Origin of the sequence: uncultured Butyricimonas sp. (assembly GCF_959596855.1) — a bacterium.
Taxonomy (GTDB): Bacteria; Bacteroidota; Bacteroidia; order Bacteroidales; family Marinifilaceae; genus Butyricimonas; species Butyricimonas muris.
Genome location: NZ_CAUFYA010000072.1, coordinates 1 through 15,847, shown reverse-complemented (window position 1 = coordinate 15,847; position 15,847 = coordinate 1). Strand labels below are relative to the sequence as shown.

The 15,847-nt window shown below is 46.6% G+C and carries 24 protein-coding genes; all 24 read left to right on the top strand.

Going from position 1 to position 15,847, the window contains the following annotated elements; genetic code table 11:
- On the top strand, nucleotides 1-442 hold a 442-nt coding region (locus Q5866_RS19890; RefSeq protein WP_303182084.1), incomplete at its 5' end, for an HNH endonuclease.
- Nucleotides 439-786 carry a hypothetical protein gene (locus Q5866_RS19885; protein ID WP_303182083.1) on the top strand — a complete coding sequence of 116 codons (348 nt, stop codon included), beginning with the start codon at nucleotides 439-441 and terminating at the stop codon, nucleotides 784-786. The genes Q5866_RS19890 and Q5866_RS19885, both read left to right, overlap by 4 nt.
- A 123-nt stretch (nucleotides 787-909) precedes the next feature.
- Nucleotides 910-1,326 carry a single-stranded DNA-binding protein gene (locus Q5866_RS19880; RefSeq protein WP_303182082.1) on the top strand — a complete coding sequence of 139 codons (417 nt, stop codon included), beginning with the start codon at nucleotides 910-912 and terminating at the stop codon, nucleotides 1,324-1,326.
- Between the two features lie 12 nt (nucleotides 1,327-1,338).
- Nucleotides 1,339-2,172 (top strand): hypothetical protein, encoded by an 834-nt coding sequence (locus tag Q5866_RS19875; RefSeq protein WP_303182080.1) that lies wholly within the window; start codon nucleotides 1,339-1,341, stop codon nucleotides 2,170-2,172.
- Entirely contained in the window at nucleotides 2,162-2,335 is a 174-nt protein-coding gene (locus Q5866_RS19870; protein WP_303182078.1) for a hypothetical protein, read from the top strand. The genes Q5866_RS19875 and Q5866_RS19870 overlap by 11 nt, the downstream gene beginning before the upstream one ends.
- Nucleotides 2,336-2,337: 2 nt before the next feature.
- A complete protein-coding gene (locus Q5866_RS19865; RefSeq protein ID WP_303182075.1) occupies nucleotides 2,338-2,841 on the top strand; it encodes an ASCH domain-containing protein in 504 nt (167 codons plus the stop codon).
- Between the two features lie 42 nt (nucleotides 2,842-2,883).
- Nucleotides 2,884-3,429: an HNH endonuclease gene (locus Q5866_RS19860; protein ID WP_303182074.1), complete on the top strand. Its 546-nt coding sequence runs from the start codon at nucleotides 2,884-2,886 to the stop codon at nucleotides 3,427-3,429.
- On the top strand, nucleotides 3,422-3,670 hold the full coding sequence (locus Q5866_RS19855) for a hypothetical protein (protein ID WP_303182073.1): 249 nt from the start codon (nucleotides 3,422-3,424) through the stop codon (nucleotides 3,668-3,670). Before Q5866_RS19860 ends, Q5866_RS19855 begins: the two co-directional genes overlap by 8 nt.
- Nucleotides 3,667-3,963 (top strand): hypothetical protein, encoded by a 297-nt coding sequence (locus Q5866_RS19850; RefSeq protein ID WP_303182072.1) that lies wholly within the window; start codon nucleotides 3,667-3,669, stop codon nucleotides 3,961-3,963. The genes Q5866_RS19855 and Q5866_RS19850 overlap by 4 nt, the downstream gene beginning before the upstream one ends.
- Nucleotides 3,960-4,256 (top strand): hypothetical protein, encoded by a 297-nt coding sequence (locus Q5866_RS19845; RefSeq protein WP_303182070.1) that lies wholly within the window; start codon nucleotides 3,960-3,962, stop codon nucleotides 4,254-4,256. Before Q5866_RS19850 ends, Q5866_RS19845 begins: the two co-directional genes overlap by 4 nt.
- Nucleotides 4,253-4,966, top strand: a complete 714-nt coding sequence (locus tag Q5866_RS19840; RefSeq protein ID WP_303182069.1) for a hypothetical protein — start codon at nucleotides 4,253-4,255, stop codon at nucleotides 4,964-4,966. Before Q5866_RS19845 ends, Q5866_RS19840 begins: the two co-directional genes overlap by 4 nt.
- 4 nt (nucleotides 4,967-4,970) lie before the next feature.
- Nucleotides 4,971-5,405 (top strand): hypothetical protein, encoded by a 435-nt coding sequence (locus Q5866_RS19835; protein ID WP_303182067.1) that lies wholly within the window; start codon nucleotides 4,971-4,973, stop codon nucleotides 5,403-5,405.
- 611 nt (nucleotides 5,406-6,016) lie between these two features.
- On the top strand, nucleotides 6,017-6,529 hold the full coding sequence (locus tag Q5866_RS19830) for an NUMOD4 domain-containing protein (RefSeq protein ID WP_303182066.1): 513 nt from the start codon (nucleotides 6,017-6,019) through the stop codon (nucleotides 6,527-6,529).
- A 2-nt stretch (nucleotides 6,530-6,531) separates the two neighbouring features.
- Nucleotides 6,532-7,197, top strand: a complete 666-nt coding sequence (locus tag Q5866_RS19825; RefSeq protein WP_303182064.1) for a hypothetical protein — start codon at nucleotides 6,532-6,534, stop codon at nucleotides 7,195-7,197.
- Between the two features lie 223 nt (nucleotides 7,198-7,420).
- A complete protein-coding gene (locus Q5866_RS19820) occupies nucleotides 7,421-7,816 on the top strand; it encodes a GNAT family N-acetyltransferase (protein WP_303182062.1) in 396 nt (131 codons plus the stop codon).
- Nucleotides 7,809-9,362, top strand: a complete 1,554-nt coding sequence (locus Q5866_RS19815; protein WP_303182060.1) for a terminase family protein — start codon at nucleotides 7,809-7,811, stop codon at nucleotides 9,360-9,362. The genes Q5866_RS19820 and Q5866_RS19815 overlap by 8 nt, the downstream gene beginning before the upstream one ends.
- Before the next feature lie 123 nt (nucleotides 9,363-9,485).
- Entirely contained in the window at nucleotides 9,486-10,124 is a 639-nt protein-coding gene (locus Q5866_RS19810) for a hypothetical protein (protein WP_303182058.1), read from the top strand.
- 5 nt (nucleotides 10,125-10,129) lie between these two features.
- Entirely contained in the window at nucleotides 10,130-10,351 is a 222-nt protein-coding gene (locus Q5866_RS19805; protein ID WP_178572428.1) for a hypothetical protein, read from the top strand.
- 82 nt (nucleotides 10,352-10,433) lie between these two features.
- Nucleotides 10,434-12,005, top strand: a complete 1,572-nt coding sequence (locus Q5866_RS19800) for a hypothetical protein (RefSeq protein WP_303182054.1) — start codon at nucleotides 10,434-10,436, stop codon at nucleotides 12,003-12,005.
- A complete protein-coding gene (locus tag Q5866_RS19795) occupies nucleotides 11,977-12,498 on the top strand; it encodes a hypothetical protein (RefSeq protein ID WP_303182052.1) in 522 nt (173 codons plus the stop codon). The genes Q5866_RS19800 and Q5866_RS19795 overlap by 29 nt, the downstream gene beginning before the upstream one ends.
- A 29-nt stretch (nucleotides 12,499-12,527) precedes the next feature.
- Nucleotides 12,528-12,797, top strand: coding sequence for a hypothetical protein (locus Q5866_RS19790; RefSeq protein WP_303182051.1), 270 nt, complete (start codon nucleotides 12,528-12,530; stop codon nucleotides 12,795-12,797).
- A gap of 19 nt (nucleotides 12,798-12,816) precedes the next feature.
- A complete protein-coding gene (locus Q5866_RS19785; protein WP_303182050.1) occupies nucleotides 12,817-13,767 on the top strand; it encodes a hypothetical protein in 951 nt (316 codons plus the stop codon).
- A gap of 55 nt (nucleotides 13,768-13,822) precedes the next feature.
- The gene (locus tag Q5866_RS19780) at nucleotides 13,823-14,935 is read left to right on the top strand and encodes a hypothetical protein (protein WP_303182048.1); all 1,113 of its coding nucleotides are present in this window, start codon (nucleotides 13,823-13,825) and stop codon (nucleotides 14,933-14,935) included.
- Nucleotides 14,936-15,010: 75 nt separating this feature from the next.
- A partial coding sequence (locus Q5866_RS19775) for a hypothetical protein (RefSeq protein WP_303182047.1) occupies nucleotides 15,011-15,847 on the top strand: 837 nt, incomplete at its 3' end.

Sequence of the window (15,847 nt, the reverse complement as noted above, 5' to 3'; positions counted from 1 at the left end):
TTCCTTAAAAAAGGATGCGTTTCTAATGAAAGGCGGATATTTGAAAGGATATAAAATAATTAGTTTATGGAAAAATGGAACCGGGAAAATGTTCCGTGTTCATAGATTAGTTGCGGCGGCTTTCATTCCGAACCCGGAAAACAAACCATGTATCGACCATATCGACGGCGACCGAGCCAATAACCATGCAGATAATTTGCGTTGGGTTACGGTTAAAGAAAATCAGAATAACCCAATAACAAAATCTAAATGGATTGGAAAAAAAGCGAAACCGCACCACGAAAAAGCGGTTGAGCAAATAAAAAACGGTATTGTTGTAAATGTATTTGTTAGCATACAAGAAGCCGCCCGAAAAGGCAATTTTTCGGCAACGGCAATTTGTAAGGTATGTAAAGGGAAAGGAAATTTGCATAAGGGTTATAAATGGAGATATAAAAAATGAGAATCAAAAAGGGGCAACCCGATTACGGGGCAATTTCCCGCCGTTCAATCAAAAATGATTTCAGACGGGTACAAACATATTCGGAAAGGGAGAAACGCCCGCAAATCGAAAATCCGCCCGAAATAAATGCAGAAAGACGGGTTTTGTTTGTTGGGGAAAATTCCGGGTATTACAAATTGCGTTCTTTTATAGTTGGAAAATTGGTTCGGTTAGTTCAAAAATCAAGCGTCGGCGGTTGGGTTTGTGAGTTCGTACACGACGACGACCGAAAAGCGATAAACCATGCCGCCGGATGGTCGGATAATAAGAAACAATATTTGTTGGATTGCGTAAAATTCAAGTGAAATGAAAATAAAATCAAAAACCGGATATAAAATTGCGTTATACACGTTCGTGACGTTAACGGTTGCGTCTTATATGTGGGCGTTGTATAGTATCATTGTTTGGATAATTAAAGCGTTTTTTGTATGAGTGTAAACAAGGTTATTTTGATGGGACATACCGGGAAAGCCCCGGATTTTAGGGAGTTCGACAACGGGGGTTGCGTGGCGACCTTTTCGTTGGCAACCATGAAACGAGGTTATACCACAAAGGACGGGCGGCAAATCCCGGAGCGTACCGAATGGCATAACGTCATATTGCAAAACGGGTTGGCAAAGGTCGCCAATCAGTACGTCAAAAAGGGCGACAAACTGTATATTGAGGGCGAATTGAGAACCCGGAGTTATGACGATGCGCAAGGCGTCAAACGGTATGTTACCGAGATAGTCGCAACCGCTATGGAAATGTTGACCCCGAAAGCGACCGGAGCCAGGGCGCAAGTACCGCCGCCGCCCGTGCCGGATGCACCCGCCCCCGACGGAAACGACGATTTATCATTTTAAGCCGTTGACGATATGGGAGCGATAAACGGACGGGTTATTTACAGCCCAAAAGGTAAAGCCGGGGAATACGCCGAGAACGCCGCCAATTTCTTTGTCGGTTGTTCCAACGGTTGTACTTACTGTTATTTGCGCAAAGGTCGTGGCGCAAAGGTATTGGGAGGCAGTCGCCCGGAGTTGAAAAAGACGTTGCGGGAATATCCATACGCTTTGGATATTTTCAAAAACGAATTGTTGGCGCATAAGGAGGAATTGCAGAAAACGGGGTTATTCTTTTCGTTCACGACCGACCCGTTGTTGCGGGAAACGGAACGGTTGACCCGTCAAGCGGTCGGCGTATGCCAACGCCACGGCGTCCCGGTTAAGATATTGAGCAAATGCGCCGAGGGGTTGAACCGCTTCATTGATTTTGCCGAGGCGTCCGAGGGTTGGGACGTGTCCCGTATCGCTTTGGGCGCAACGTTGACAGGTTGCGACGAATTGGAGCCGAACGCCGACCCAAATATGATGCGGGTTAATGTGTTGGCACGGGCAAAACGCCACGGGTTCCGCACCTTTGCAAGCGTGGAGCCAATCCCGCCGGGAATGTACGACCGGGCAATTGGGATAATCAAATTGTCGTATCCGTTCGTTGACCTGTATAAAATCGGGCTGCAGAGCGGCGGCAAATATCCGAAACGGGAAATACGATTGATTTACGACACAATTACGGAACATTGGGAGGGACGCCCGGAACAACCCCGTATCTATTGGAAAGATAGTATTGTTAATCCGTTGGGGATTGACCGGGGAGAATTGCCGGGGTATTGTGTCCCTGTTAATTGGGATTTGTTTAACAATGAAAAGTGAAATACGGGTTGAGGTTCCCGCCGATTGCCGATTGGTCGGAGTAAGGACGGACGGCGATGTTGTCGTTATCATTTACGAGCCAATCCAAAACGTCCGGCAAATTGGATTTATCCATTACCCGGAACCCGACGACGAAACCGAGGAACCCGAAAATAAAAAGTAAATATGCAGTACAGCAATAAGAATTACAACCCGGAAAAACACGACCGTTGGCGTGCGTTGACCGTAAAACAGCCATACGCAAATGATTTGGTAACGGAGGCGTACAAGGACGAAAACGGTATTGTTTACGGGAAAAAGACAATTGAAGTTCGGAGCAAAAACACGTCATACCGTGGCGACGTGCTGATATGTTCCGCAGCGTCCCCGGTTTATCCGGGAATGGAAAGCGGCGTTACTTTGGGATTGGTTGAGTTGTACGACGTAAAGCCGATAAAAGAGTTTACGCCGGAGGATTGGGAAAACACCCGGATTCCAAAGGAAAAGAGGGCGAAAATAACAAAGGGGTACGGGTGGTTGATGCGCAACCCCCGCCGGGTTATTGAATTTCCGATTAAGGGGCAATTGGGTATCTATAATCTCGTATATACAAAAGGTTGTATTGTCGAATATCCTAAAGTTATGGTAGTGGATAAAGAGGCATACAATAAAATAAAAGAAACGTATTAGTTTATTGTATTATGGTTTAATATTATCTTTGCAAAAAAAAAGATGGAAAATTGGAAGTTTATAAACGCTAATTATGAAGTTTCAGACAAAGGTAATATAAAGTCTGTAAATTATCGGGGAACGGGTAAAAGTGCGATACGAAAGCAATCTATTAGTAAAAACGGATATATGCGGGTAATACTATCAGATAATGGTAAAAACAAAACATATTTCGTTCATAGATTAGTTGCGGCGGCTTTTATTCCGAACCCGGACAATTTGCCGGAAATAGACCATATCGACGGCAACCGAGCCAATAACGATGCGACTAATTTACGTTGGTGTACGAGAAAGCAAAATTTGAATTATCAAAAAGCAATTAATAAAAAACGTGAAACCATGAAGAAAGTAAATACATGGTTTAAGAAAACCGGAAAAGATAATCACAATGCAAAACCCGTTTATCAATATGATTTAGAGGGTAATTTTATAAAGAAATGGGATTGCATACATGATGCGCAAAGATGCGGTTTTAATCATGGAAATATTATTAGTTGCTGTAAGGGACGTTTAAAACATTATAAAAAATATATTTGGAGATATGAGTAAAAAACAGGTTGGAATTATCCGCAACAATGGCGACGTACATACGGCGCAAATTGGGTTTCATATCCGACGGGTCGGCGTCTATGTTTACGCCCGTGAGTATTGGCAATATCATAGTTGGCAATTTGGGGTATCCATTGATGCAATAAACGGTTACGACCGTTATGTTGATATTGAGGCGAAAATATTGTTTGTCGGCATTGGCATACGGTTTATATGGATTAAAAGAAAGGTAAAACGATGAAAGCAAAGATTTTATTGTTATCTTTGGCAACGCTTTTGTTGGGGGCGTGTCAAAGCGAGAACGAACCAACGGAGGCATTTAATTTACTTCTAAAATCCGAGAGCATGGAAGAAAGAAACGAGTTTGTAACGAATACCACGGCGGCAATGATACAGATAAACGCCCCCCGGTATAATTGTGAGATTGTCGAAACCGCATTAGCGGGCGGCGATGGGGTACGAATTTGCGTAAAAGGCGCAAAGGAAGATTTGGACGCATTGTTTGACTATGTAAACGAAGCGGGCAAAGAATGAGAGTAAAGCAACCCGAAATATTCGACCCGAAAAGGGAGTACAAGCCCGGCGAACGTGCCATTTACAAAGGCATGGTTATTATTGCCGAGTTATGGACGAAAGCCGCCCAAAGGTTAGCAGACGACCCCGGAACCCTGTTTTGCCAACGGTGCGTCCGTTGCAAGATAGACCGGGACGTTTGCAACGGGGCGCACTTGCAATGCGATAAGTACAACAGAACCGACCGAAAAACGATATTTTGGCGGTTGGTATATCCGAAAACAGTAAGAACGAATAAAAAATTAGAGCGATGACAGAAAGTAAGTTAAACCCGTTTGATGCGGAATTGTTGGTTATGATTGGCGATATTGCCAAAAGCCAACCGGAGGTCGAGGAAAAACCCGACCGTTACGAAATCACGGTTGACACAACCGAGATACAGGGAAACGCAATTGAAGCACTAAAACAGGCAGTCGCCGGACGATTGGGGAAACGCTTGTTAGTTACCCACACGTTAGACGCCGCCGTTGTTTTCAACGTCGAGTACGACCCGACGGAATACCCGGAACAAATCCGCACCCGGTTAGTTGAGCCGGACGCCACGGCGGGAACCCGATATTGCCGCACGTTGTTAGAAGTTGACGCAATACAGGTACGCCGGGACAATTTGGACGACCTGTTGAGATTTACCGGAGGCGGAACCATGACGATACCGAGATCCCCAAACGGGCGGGCGGTTTATTCGTTCCCGGACGGCAACGGCATTTTCATTGACGCCCCGGAAACGTACTACATTGTCCGGGAACCGGACGGACGATTGACAACCCGCCCGGAAAGAGAGTTTAACCGGGAGTTTGAGCCGAAAGGCGTAAGCGTACCGAAAGAACCCGGCGATAAGGGATGCGGGAATTGCGCCAACTTTACAAACGAGGATGTCAACGGGAACGGTTATTGCGAGGCGTTCAAATGCAAACAATCGTGCGGCGTTATGCCGTGCCAAGAGTACAAACCTAAAAATCAATAAAACGATGAACAAAAGAGAAAAATTTTTGAAAGAGATTGTCGAGGTTATCAACCGTAATTCTTTGGAGGCGCATTTTAACGATACCCCGGATTACATATTGGCGAAAGTCGCAGTTGAAGCAATGGAGAATTTCGCCGAAGCGTCCGCAGGGAGGGACAATTGTCACAGGTTCAAAGAAGCCGATAAGCCGGGCGAGGTTGTGCGGAATGAGGATTGCGACAATTGCCCGGTTCGGGGGATTTGCCCGGAGCATAAGAAGCCGGAGGCGTTCGACGTCCCAAAGGAGGTGCGAGCAATGGCGGAATTTTTCGGCAAGATGTTCCCCGGTTCCGAGGTAGAAATACGCCGGGTCGGAATGCCGAAAAGGAACCCACGGGATAAACGCCGGGCAAAGAACCAACGAAAGAACCGAAAAGGAGGGCGCAACAATGAAAGATAATTGCAAAAACCCATGTATGATGTTTGCTAATCCCAATATTTGCTTTATTGGGGATGAAAGATTAGGAATATGGCGACACACAACCGCCGACCGGATAATATCCGGGTTAATGGGTAACTATCAAAGCGCAAAAGCATGAAAGCAAAAAATAATTGCCCGGATATAATTCCGAATATGCCGACCGAATGCGCCCCGGATAATCGACGCCCCGAAAAGATATGCGGAACGTGTCGATATTTTAACCCGGAATTTCCGGTAAATGGAAAGCCCGCCCCGGTATGTTTGGCAATAAAAGAAATGAAAGGGGGAACGGAATACAGCAACCCCCGTGGAACGCAACATTATTTTCGTTGCTCAAATGGGAGGTACGAAATAGGCATAAGCAATTAGGCAATCAGCCCCGGAAACAAAGCCGGGGTTTTGCCGTTTATATGTGAGAGAGAACAAACGGTCGGCAATGTACCGGAAAAGCCGTAAATTTGCCCCGTGGTTAAGAGATAACCGCCGAGATATACAAAGTATCGGATAAGACAATAAAGCCTCTTAAAATGGAAATCCCCCGCAAATAACTTGCAATCGAAAAACATTTGGTACCTTTGCAAAAAAAAGATATGGAAGTTTGGAAAGATATACCCGGTTTTGAGAATTACCAAATATCCAATTATGGTAATGTAAAAAGCCTCAATTATGGGAGGACAGGAAAACCCAAGTTGCTAAAACCAACTGTAAGCGGAAAAGGTTATTTGCAAGTAAGGTTATCGAAGTCCGGTAAACCAAATGCGTTGTTGGTTCATAGATTGGTTGCAATGGCATTTGTTCAAAATCCAAATAACCGGAAACAAATAAATCATAAGGACGAAAACAAGTTCGATAATAATGCCGATAATTTGGAATGGTGCGATAATCAGTATAACAATACATATAACGGCAAACATAATAAAATTGCCAAACCTGTAATACAACGTTCAAAAGCCGGAAACGAAATTGCCCGGTATAAATCTATAAGGGAAGCGGAAAGAAAAACGGGAATACAAAATATAACAATTACCCGATGTTGTAAAGGAGTGTATAAAACGGCGGGCGGGTATGTGTGGAAATACGATTTGACGATTAAGGAGGTTTGACGATGAAAAAGAGAAAGAAGCCATTAGGCTACAACAAACGTTCCGAGGAACAACGAATTTATGACATTCGGTTTTGTGCCGATTTATTTTTGCGTGGTTATTCGTACCGGGAAATTGCGGACGCATTGAACCGGGATTTGTCCGCCCGTGGAATGGGTTATACAATAACCTTTCAAATGGTTTATTACGATTTGCAACAATGCCTTATCGAATGGAAGCGGGAACGGTTGGATACAATCGACGAATATGTTACGCAGGAATTGCGCAAGTTGGATAAAATGGAGCAACAAGCGTGGGAGGCGTGGGAGGTATCCAAAACCGGAAAGCAGCGCACCAAAGAGAAAACCAACCGGGGGCGTCCTATCAAAACGGATGCGACCGACGGCTACCCGAAATATTACGGGTATGACGAAACGACCGTTGAAACGTCGGCGGGCAATCCCCGGTTTTTGGACTTGCTGTTGAACATTCAACAACGCCGGGCAAAGATGTTAGGGTTCGACGCCCCGGTTAAAATAGAGATACCCGGATACAATGCCGGAACCGAGGACGACAAACCCAAATACGATGCAACCGTTATTCCAAAGGATTTATTGTTTGCCGTCGCCGACAAATTACAATCCGCCGAATATGCAAAGGTTATGGCAGAGAAAGGAGGGGCGCAATAATGGCAAAGAAAACCGCACCCGCAACCCGTCCGGGACAAAAGCAACCGGAATGGACAAAACATATTTGCGACGACTGTAAACACGCCCGTTGGGTCGAAACGCACCAAAATAAGGATTGGGAGGGGAAATATATTTGCCTTACGTGTCCGTTTGAACAATGGCATATAATCCGAGGGCGTCAAGCGTGCGCAAAGTTTGAACAAAAACCAAAGGAGGGGCAAAAATGAAAAAAGATATTACGGCGGCTTTGTCTGCAATAGATAAACGTTATATACCGCATTGCAATACGAATATTTGGGGCGGCGAAATTGTGGTTATGGAACGAAAGGGCGTTGCCTTTTGTCGTATAGCATGGGACGACGACGACCCGGATACGGTTTATATTGATAGTTTAAGCGTTGATAAAGATATGCGCCAACGTGGTATCGCCCGGCATATCTTAACAATGTTAGAAACGGTCGGTTGCTTATTGGGGGCGAAACAATGCCGATTATCTGTAATTGTTAATTCGTGGATTTATGATTGGTATAAACGCCGGGGATATGTTGATTATTCAGACCACGACGACAACCGTTTTATTTGGATGCAAAAAGAGATAAGGAGGACGGGTAATGAATAACGACGAAATGTTGGCAATGTATAAAGCCATAAGCGAGAACCCCGGCGAAATAGTCAAGGAAGCCGCCCGCAATCGGTTAATCAACTTTTCCCGGTATATACAACCGGATATGGTATTGGAGCCGTTCCACGTCGTATATTATACGTTGTTGGATATGTTCGCACACGGGTTAATACGTAAAATGATTGTTCAGCAACCCCCGCAACATGGCAAATCGGAGGGGTCAAGCCGCAAATTACCCGCATTTATGTTGGGGTTAGACCCCGACCGCAAAATATGTATCGGTTCGTATGCGGCGACAATCGCACGGGATTTTAACCGGGACGTTCAACGAATAATCGACACGCCCCGGTATCGTGAATTATTCCCCGGCACGTACTTAAATGGGTCGAACGTCGTAACAATGGCGAATACCTATTTGCGCAATTCCGATGTTATCGAAATGGTCGGGCGTAAGGGGTCGTTGCGTGTCGTCGGTCGTGGCGGTTCGCTGACGTCTAAAACCGTGGACGTTTCGATATTGGACGACGTGTATAAAGATTACGCCGAGGGTAACAGCCCGATAGTACGGGCGGCGGCGTGGAAATGGTACACGACCGTTGTACGCACCCGTTTACACAATGATAGTCAAGAATTGATTGTATTTACCCGTTGGCACGATGACGATTTGATAGGGCGCATTGAAAAGAGCGGCGAAACGATTATTGATGTTAAGTGTTGGGCGGATTTGGAGGACGTAACGCCGGGGGCGTGGGTGCGCATAAACTTTGAGGGGTTGAAAACCGGGGAACCGACCGAGATAGACCCACGGGAACCGGGGGCGGCATTATGGGAAAGCCGACACAGTAAGCAAAAGTTGGAAGCGCAAAAGGCATTAGACCCGGTGCAATTTCAATGCCTGTATCAAGGCAACCCCGGTTCCGCCGAGGGTCGATTGTACCAACCTTTCAAAACGTGGGTCGAAAAATCCGATTACGGCACGTACATTCGTTCCGGCGCATACATTGACGTTGCCGACGAGGGCGACGACCTGTTGTTTGCCGCAACGTATGACGTGTATAAGTCCGACAATCTGTTTTTCAACGAGAAAACAAAGCGCATGGAGCCGATATTGTTTGCCCTTATTACAGATATGGAAATGACGGACGAAAATACGGACGTTACAACCGTAACCGTCCCGGCGATGATTAACCGGAACGGGACGCAAAAAGCGTGGGTTGAGAGCAACAACGGTGGTGCGGGTTACGAAAAGGTTATTAAAAAGAAAGTCCGGGCGATTACCGACCCGTTTTATCAAGGGGGCAACAAGGAAAGCCGGATAATAACAGCGTCCGCAATGGTTAATCAACATATAATTATGCCGTTCGGTTGGGAAACCCGGTACAAAGCCGTTTACGACCATGTAACCGGATTTTTGCGCAATTTCGGTGCCAATACGCACGACGACCCGGAGGACGGATTGACCGGGATATATGAAAAAGAGATTGCGGACGGCAATATACAGCCATACGCACACGCAAACCGAGGCGTAAGACGACGCAATTAGCAATATTTTTGAGATATGCAAGATTATCCGGGAAAAAGTTTATAACTTTGTAACCGAAACGAGAGGGCAAAGGGACAGCCCCGGAGAAAGTAATAATATTTTTAACGTTAAAAACAAAGAAGTATGATTTGTAAATGTCCGGCGGGGGCGGCGTTGCCCGATGTACCCGCAATTACGTGTTCGGAAAGTTTCGGACAGGTTCAGAAAGTGGCTTTTCAACGTCTTATGAAAGACGACGGAAGCAAAAACAGTTTTACGAGTGAAAAAGCGATTACGGCGTTAGCGTCATGGACGCCCCTGTTATCGGCGGCGGATAGCACGAAAATAGTTGTTTCGCCGTATATCCAAGCCCCGACCGCCGAGGCGGGAGCCGCCCGCACCTTTGGAGGCGGTAACGAAACGTTAGGAGGCGTCGAAGAGATTATTGGACGTGAACCAACCCCGTTTACCGGAGTTATCCGCAAAGCCCCGCAGGAGGTTATCAAGGCATTAAAGGAAATGCAATGCGAAAGTTGGGGCGACAATTTGGGTATCTTCATTTTCGACGAAAACGGCGCAATTGGAGCCATTAAGGACGCCACAACGGAGGGTACATTTTACCCGATACCGATACGTTCGTTGTTTATCGGCGATAAGACGTTGGGCGGATTGGAAGCCCCGGACAGCAACGCAATACAATGGTCGTTTTTGCCGAATTGGTCGGACGATTTGGCGATTGTTGCCCCGGCGTTTAACCCGCTTACGGATTTGAAACCCGCATAAGCGTAATGACGGCGAAAGTTACAAAGGTCGTGTTGGAGTGTCCGACCCTTAACACGACCGAAGAATTTGAGATTAACCACGCCGAACGCCTGTTGCGGATGCCTAACAATGGCGGTTGGCAGTTGCCCGAAAAAACACCTTTTGAATTTAGCAAAGAAAATGGGATTAGATATAAAACGCATAAGAAAGGAAATAACGGAACCGAGGAAAAAGGCGACGATAAATAAAGCGGTCATACACCAAAACCGCATTAAATTTCACGCCCAAACCAACGTAACGCCCTTAATGTGTTTACCCACGACCGATTTTTTGGCATGGGTTCAAAATCTTATCCCGCACGATAAATTCAAAATTTTCAAAACATTGTTCCGTTACCCCGTTCGTACCAACGAGGTAACGGGCATTTGTTTTGATAAGTTAAGCCGTATTTTCGACGGTCGTAACCCGGCGTTCAACTATCAATTTCAAAACACGGAACAACGGGACGATTGGGAGTATTACCGCCAAGATGTATTAAAGGAGCCGGAAATTTGGAGCACGAAAGGTTGGGAGTTTTTCAAGACGGAAATAAACAGCGTCTTAATAGTTGATTTGCCCGCCGAGCAAAACCCCGCCGACCGATACCCGACCCCGTATTTTTATTGGCTACCTATCGAAAGCGTCATAACCTTTGAGGCAAACCGGACAACCGGGGTTATGGATTGGATAATTTTCCGCCAACCCGATAAACGTATTGCAGTTATTGACGATGAACGATACAGAGTATTTGCAGAGGACGACGGCGGCAACATAGGCGAATTATTGGTTGATAACCCACACGATTTGCGCTATTGCCCCGCCCGTTTCTTTTGGAACGAGCCAATGAATTTGCGAGAACCGGACGTTAAACAATCCCCGCTAACAAAAGAATTGGAGGCGTTGGATTGGTTTTTGTTTTTCCATATATCGAAGCGGCATTTGGATATGTACGGGGCGTACCCGATATATTCCGGTTACGAACAATCGTGCGATTTTACAAACGCCGAAAACGGCGATTATTGCGACGGTGGATTTTTGAAAGACAAACAAGGGTATTACAGGTTAGACCAAGCCGGGTTATTGATGCGTTGCCCCAAGTGCGGCGACAAACGGATTACAGGGGCGGGTTCCTTTGTTGAAATACCGATACCGGACGGGGACAAACAACCCGATTTGCGGAACCCGGTACAAATGTTGACCGTTGACCGTACAAGTTTGGATTATAACGTTGAGGAAGAAAAGCGATTGCGGGAAAACATTATTACCGCCGTCGTCGGACAAAACGAGGAAGTAACCCAACGGGAGGCATTCAACGAACAACAGGTTAAAGCCGCATTTGAGAGCCAAAGCACGGTATTAAACCGAGTGAAAAAAGGCTTTGAAGCCGCCCAACAGTTCGTCGATGAAACGGTTTGCCGATTGCGATACGGCAATATGTTCGTATCTGCAAAAGTCAATTACGGCACGGAGTTCTATTTGTACGACGCAAGCGAGTTGCGGAACCGTTACAAGTCGGCAAAGGAAAGCGGCGCAAGTGAGGCAGAATTGGACGCCCTACAAAATCAGATTATCGAAACGGAGTACCGGAACAACCCAACCCAATTGCAACGTATGTTGATATTGGCAGAGTTGGAGCCGTACCGCCATTTGACCCGGAACGAGGTATTGGATTTGTACGGGCGTAACTTAATCCCGGAGAATGAATTGCGTATAAAGTTGAATTTCGCTAACTTTGTCCGCAGGTTTGAACGGGAGAATACAAACATTTTGGAATTTGGAACGCAAATACCATTCAACCAAAAGATTTCAGTAATAACAAGTAAATTTAACGAGTATGCGAGTGAAAACAGCAACCGAGGGTAAAACAAAGGACGTCGCAATTACCGACGTCACCCCCGAAAACTACATTGTACCGAGCAACGAACAACATTTGTATCATTGCGTTATTGAGGTACGCAAGTTTGACAGCGAAACGGGCAAACGCTTATCCGTCCCCCGTATCCAAAAGTTCGGCAAAAAGTCGTTTGAAAACGGCATTTTGGACGCACTGAAAAAACAGGGTTACACGATTACCGTATTGCACGACCCCAACGAGTACGTCAAGGCGCAAGCCGAGGAAAAAGCGGCACGAACCGCCGCACAGCAGAAAGCCGCCGAGGAAAAAGCCGCCGCCGATGCAAAGGCAAAGGCAGAAGCCGAGGCGAAAGCCAAAGCCGAGGAAAAAGCGGCGTTAAAGGCTGAAATTTTGGCGGAATTGAAAGCGGCGGGAGTTATCCCGGCGGAACCCGCCAAAGAAACCAAAGCCGATGCAAAGGCAAAGGCAGAAGCCGAGGACAAACCCGGAGCGAAAAAGTAACAGAGTATTAAACTATTAAAAATACGATTATGGCACAGATTGCACAGCAGGACAATTTGGTTATTGAAGTAACAACAACCGCCGCCGCATTGGATAGCGACACAAAGAAAAAGTTGATTGAATGTATTGAGGGCGGAACAATTGCCGACGTCATTTTGGTAACAAAAGAGGTTGAAAAGAAAATCAGCCATGCATGTGTTGTTAGTTGGTTGGTTGACACAACCGGGGATTTCCCAAAATACACAATTGATATTATTAACGCAAACAGCGGAAAAGTAGAAGCAATCGCACTTAATTAATTCAAAGGGTAAGAATATTATGTTAACGAGAGAAATTTTAATTGCAAATGCGGCTTTGTCCGGTTTGACGGACGAACAAATTGCGGCAATTACAACATTGTCCGCCAACGACGAAAATAGCGTTATCGCCAAAAAGACGGGCGAAATTTACGGCGGATTGGATGCCGATATTTTGGCGGCGTCCGGTATCGCAAAGAACGGAACCGAAAAGACGTTTGATTACGCAAAACGTGTGGTCGCCGAGTTCAAAACCAAAGCGGAAAGTGCAAGCGCATTGCAAACCCAAATCGACAGTCTGACGAAAGAAAAGGCACGTTTGGAAAAGGCAATTGCCGACGGTGCGACCGATGCGGAAACGGCAAAGGCGTTGAAACAGGCGAAAGCCGATTTAACGGCGGTAACAACGCAGTTTAAAGACCTCAAAAGCAAGTACGATGAAGCCGAAAAGAATTTCCAAACGGAGTTGTTAGGCGTTCGTATCGAGGGTGCATTGCAGACCGCAACCGCCGGGTTGAAATTCAAACCGGAATTGCCCGAAAGCGCAACAAAGGTTTTGTTAGCACAAGCAATCGACAAAATTAAGGGTATGAACCCCGAATATATCGACGACGGAAAAGGCGGTAAAATCCTTGCTTTTAAGGACGAAAGCGGCGCAATTATGCGTAACCCGAACAATCAGTTGAACCCGTACACCCCCGGCGACCTGTTGGCAAAGGAATTGGAAACAATGGGTATTTTGGATAAGGGACGCCAAGCCGGAGGCGGCGGAACGGTTCCCCCGGCGGGCGGTTCCGGCGGTGGTGGCGGAACAACCATTGACATAACGGGCGCAAAAACCCGTGTCGAGGCTTACGAAGCAATCGCCGCAAACCTTATGGCGCAGGGTTTAACGGCGGGTTCCGAAAAGTTCGGCGCCGCAATGAAACAGGCATGGCAGGACAACAATATTGCCGCATTGCCGGAAAAGTAAACAATCACGGGTAAAGGGTAAACCCGCATTTAATAACAATTAAATTTTTAACATTATGTCATTAGTAGCAACAAGATTGCAAAATTGGCGGATTGAAAACCCGGAATTAGACCGTAATATGACCCGCCCGTGTGAGTATGGCGCATTGGATTTTTTCATTGAGCAAACCAACGCCCCGTCCTCAATCATTAACCCCAATTTGCGTGACCGTGCGTTTGCGTCCATTGGTAACACGGTACAAGTACCCGTTATCAATTACGACGGCGATGTACAGGTTAGCAATGTCCGTTCGTGCGTTATCGCTGACGATGAAAATACGTCCGCATTGGTAACGGTTGTTTGGGCGACTTATGCCATTGGCTTTACAATGGTTCCCGCCGCATACATGAACAACGAAATTTCCTACGAACACGACTTTTTGCGCAAAATGGGAAAGACGTGCCGGGCTTTGGCGGACAAATTGGACGTCGGAGCCGTTGCCGCATTGGAGGCAAACAAAACACAGGTGTTCAAAACGTTGCTTAACTACACGAAGACGGGCAACGTGGTACAGGTTTCAACCCAAATGGCGACCGAGATTTTGGGCGATATTAACCCGATTATGCGGGCTAACTGTTACCCGGAATATATCCACATTATCGCCAACGCCGGGGTTGATAGCCTTATCCGTAAACTTGCACAACATGACGTTTACAACGACGTAAACAAGCGCATGGAGTACGACAACAAGGTTTTGCACTACACGAACAACGTAACCGACGAAACGGGCAAAATGGGAACCATGTTTGCCGTTGCTGACGGTAATGTTGGTATCCTTACCCGTGTTGACCGTGAGGCATTGCGCCGCACCCGTGCGAATTTCCACGAATGGGACGTTGTACGTTTGCCGTACATTGATTTGCCCGTTGGTTCGCACTATTACACCGCCGTTGGCGACCAGTCCGCAATCATGGGCGCCGCAACCGCCGATTTGACGTGCGCCGTTAAGGAGTATTTCGGATTTTCCGTTGACGTGGCGTATATGGTTGCTTACAACAGCAACCCGGATACTGTGGCAAACCCGATTATCAAAGCCGAGATTGCCGCCCGCAATCCAAACGAACCGTTGGGTATGCCTGTATATGTAACCAACGCCGGGGAATTTCCCGCCGGAGGTGCGGGCGCATAACGCCGGAGCATAACGAATTGTTAAACCGAGGGGACGGGGTGGTTATCCCCGCCCCCTTATTTATTTCAAACGCAGATGTACCGATTAAAAGAAATACAGGACGCATTATTGCACGTCGTCGGGTGGGAACAATCATACGACCCGGCAAAGGCGATAGACGACAATTTAACGCAGACGGAAAGCGGTTTGACGTTTCAAGGTGCGCACCCCCTTGTTACTTTGGATAATGTCCGGGCAATCGTCCCGGATGATTTCGTTTTTCAATATCCGGTTTGGAATATGATACCGGAATACAAAGCCGGGGCAAAGGTTCGCCACAACAACAAAGTTTGGATTGCCGCACGGGACAACCAAAACGAGGAACCGACCGAAAGCGATTTTAACGACGATTACAACGACGATTACGGTAACCCATATTGGCAACCGTACAATTTCATTTCCGATTATTTGGAGCGGTTGACCCGTAACGGTATTGCGCAAATGGTACAAACATTCACGCAAATAAAGGGATTGGATAAGGAAACAAAGAACCTATTGGAACGGCGCACGTTCTTTGACGGTGCGGGACGTATCCGGGCGACGTTGCCGAATAATCATAAATTAGTCGGGTTTGAAATTGTCCCGGTTCGTTCTATGGGCGTAACAATGAAAATCGAACAAATCGGGTTGCAAATGACGGGCGCAACCGGGGTTGTCCGTATGTATCTTTTCCATTCGTCCCAAATTGACCCGATAAAGACGTTTGATTTGAATTTTACGCAGACAAACGGCGGTTTTCAATGGTTCCCGTTGAAAGATTGTTATTTACCGTATATCAGTACCGGAAACAACGCCGGGGGGTCGTGGTTCCTTTGTTACAACCAAAACGATTTGCCCGCCGGGATGCAGGCAATTAACATGACAAAGGATTGG

Coding starts and splice junctions, on each gene's coding strand:
- Q5866_RS19780 (WP_303182048.1), top strand. CDS start 13,823: ATGTCATTAGTAGCAACAAGATTGCAAAATTGGCGGATTGAAAACCCG.
- Q5866_RS19790 (WP_303182051.1), top strand. CDS start 12,528: ATGGCACAGATTGCACAGCAGGACAATTTGGTTATTGAAGTAACAACA.
- Q5866_RS19885 (WP_303182083.1), top strand. CDS start 439: ATGAGAATCAAAAAGGGGCAACCCGATTACGGGGCAATTTCCCGCCGT.
- Q5866_RS19840 (WP_303182069.1), top strand. CDS start 4,253: ATGACAGAAAGTAAGTTAAACCCGTTTGATGCGGAATTGTTGGTTATG.
- Q5866_RS19865 (WP_303182075.1), top strand. CDS start 2,338: ATGCAGTACAGCAATAAGAATTACAACCCGGAAAAACACGACCGTTGG.
- Q5866_RS19855 (WP_303182073.1), top strand. CDS start 3,422: ATGAGTAAAAAACAGGTTGGAATTATCCGCAACAATGGCGACGTACAT.
- Q5866_RS19835 (WP_303182067.1), top strand. CDS start 4,971: ATGAACAAAAGAGAAAAATTTTTGAAAGAGATTGTCGAGGTTATCAAC.
- Q5866_RS19870 (WP_303182078.1), top strand. CDS start 2,162: ATGAAAAGTGAAATACGGGTTGAGGTTCCCGCCGATTGCCGATTGGTC.
- Q5866_RS19825 (WP_303182064.1), top strand. CDS start 6,532: ATGAAAAAGAGAAAGAAGCCATTAGGCTACAACAAACGTTCCGAGGAA.
- Q5866_RS19880 (WP_303182082.1), top strand. CDS start 910: ATGAGTGTAAACAAGGTTATTTTGATGGGACATACCGGGAAAGCCCCG.
- Q5866_RS19820 (WP_303182062.1), top strand. CDS start 7,421: ATGAAAAAAGATATTACGGCGGCTTTGTCTGCAATAGATAAACGTTAT.
- Q5866_RS19860 (WP_303182074.1), top strand. CDS start 2,884: ATGGAAAATTGGAAGTTTATAAACGCTAATTATGAAGTTTCAGACAAA.
- Q5866_RS19785 (WP_303182050.1), top strand. CDS start 12,817: ATGTTAACGAGAGAAATTTTAATTGCAAATGCGGCTTTGTCCGGTTTG.
- Q5866_RS19875 (WP_303182080.1), top strand. CDS start 1,339: ATGGGAGCGATAAACGGACGGGTTATTTACAGCCCAAAAGGTAAAGCC.
- Q5866_RS19805 (WP_178572428.1), top strand. CDS start 10,130: ATGACGGCGAAAGTTACAAAGGTCGTGTTGGAGTGTCCGACCCTTAAC.
- Q5866_RS19850 (WP_303182072.1), top strand. CDS start 3,667: ATGAAAGCAAAGATTTTATTGTTATCTTTGGCAACGCTTTTGTTGGGG.
- Q5866_RS19815 (WP_303182060.1), top strand. CDS start 7,809: ATGAATAACGACGAAATGTTGGCAATGTATAAAGCCATAAGCGAGAAC.
- Q5866_RS19845 (WP_303182070.1), top strand. CDS start 3,960: ATGAGAGTAAAGCAACCCGAAATATTCGACCCGAAAAGGGAGTACAAG.
- Q5866_RS19795 (WP_303182052.1), top strand. CDS start 11,977: ATGCGAGTGAAAACAGCAACCGAGGGTAAAACAAAGGACGTCGCAATT.
- Q5866_RS19810 (WP_303182058.1), top strand. CDS start 9,486: ATGATTTGTAAATGTCCGGCGGGGGCGGCGTTGCCCGATGTACCCGCA.
- Q5866_RS19830 (WP_303182066.1), top strand. CDS start 6,017: ATGGAAGTTTGGAAAGATATACCCGGTTTTGAGAATTACCAAATATCC.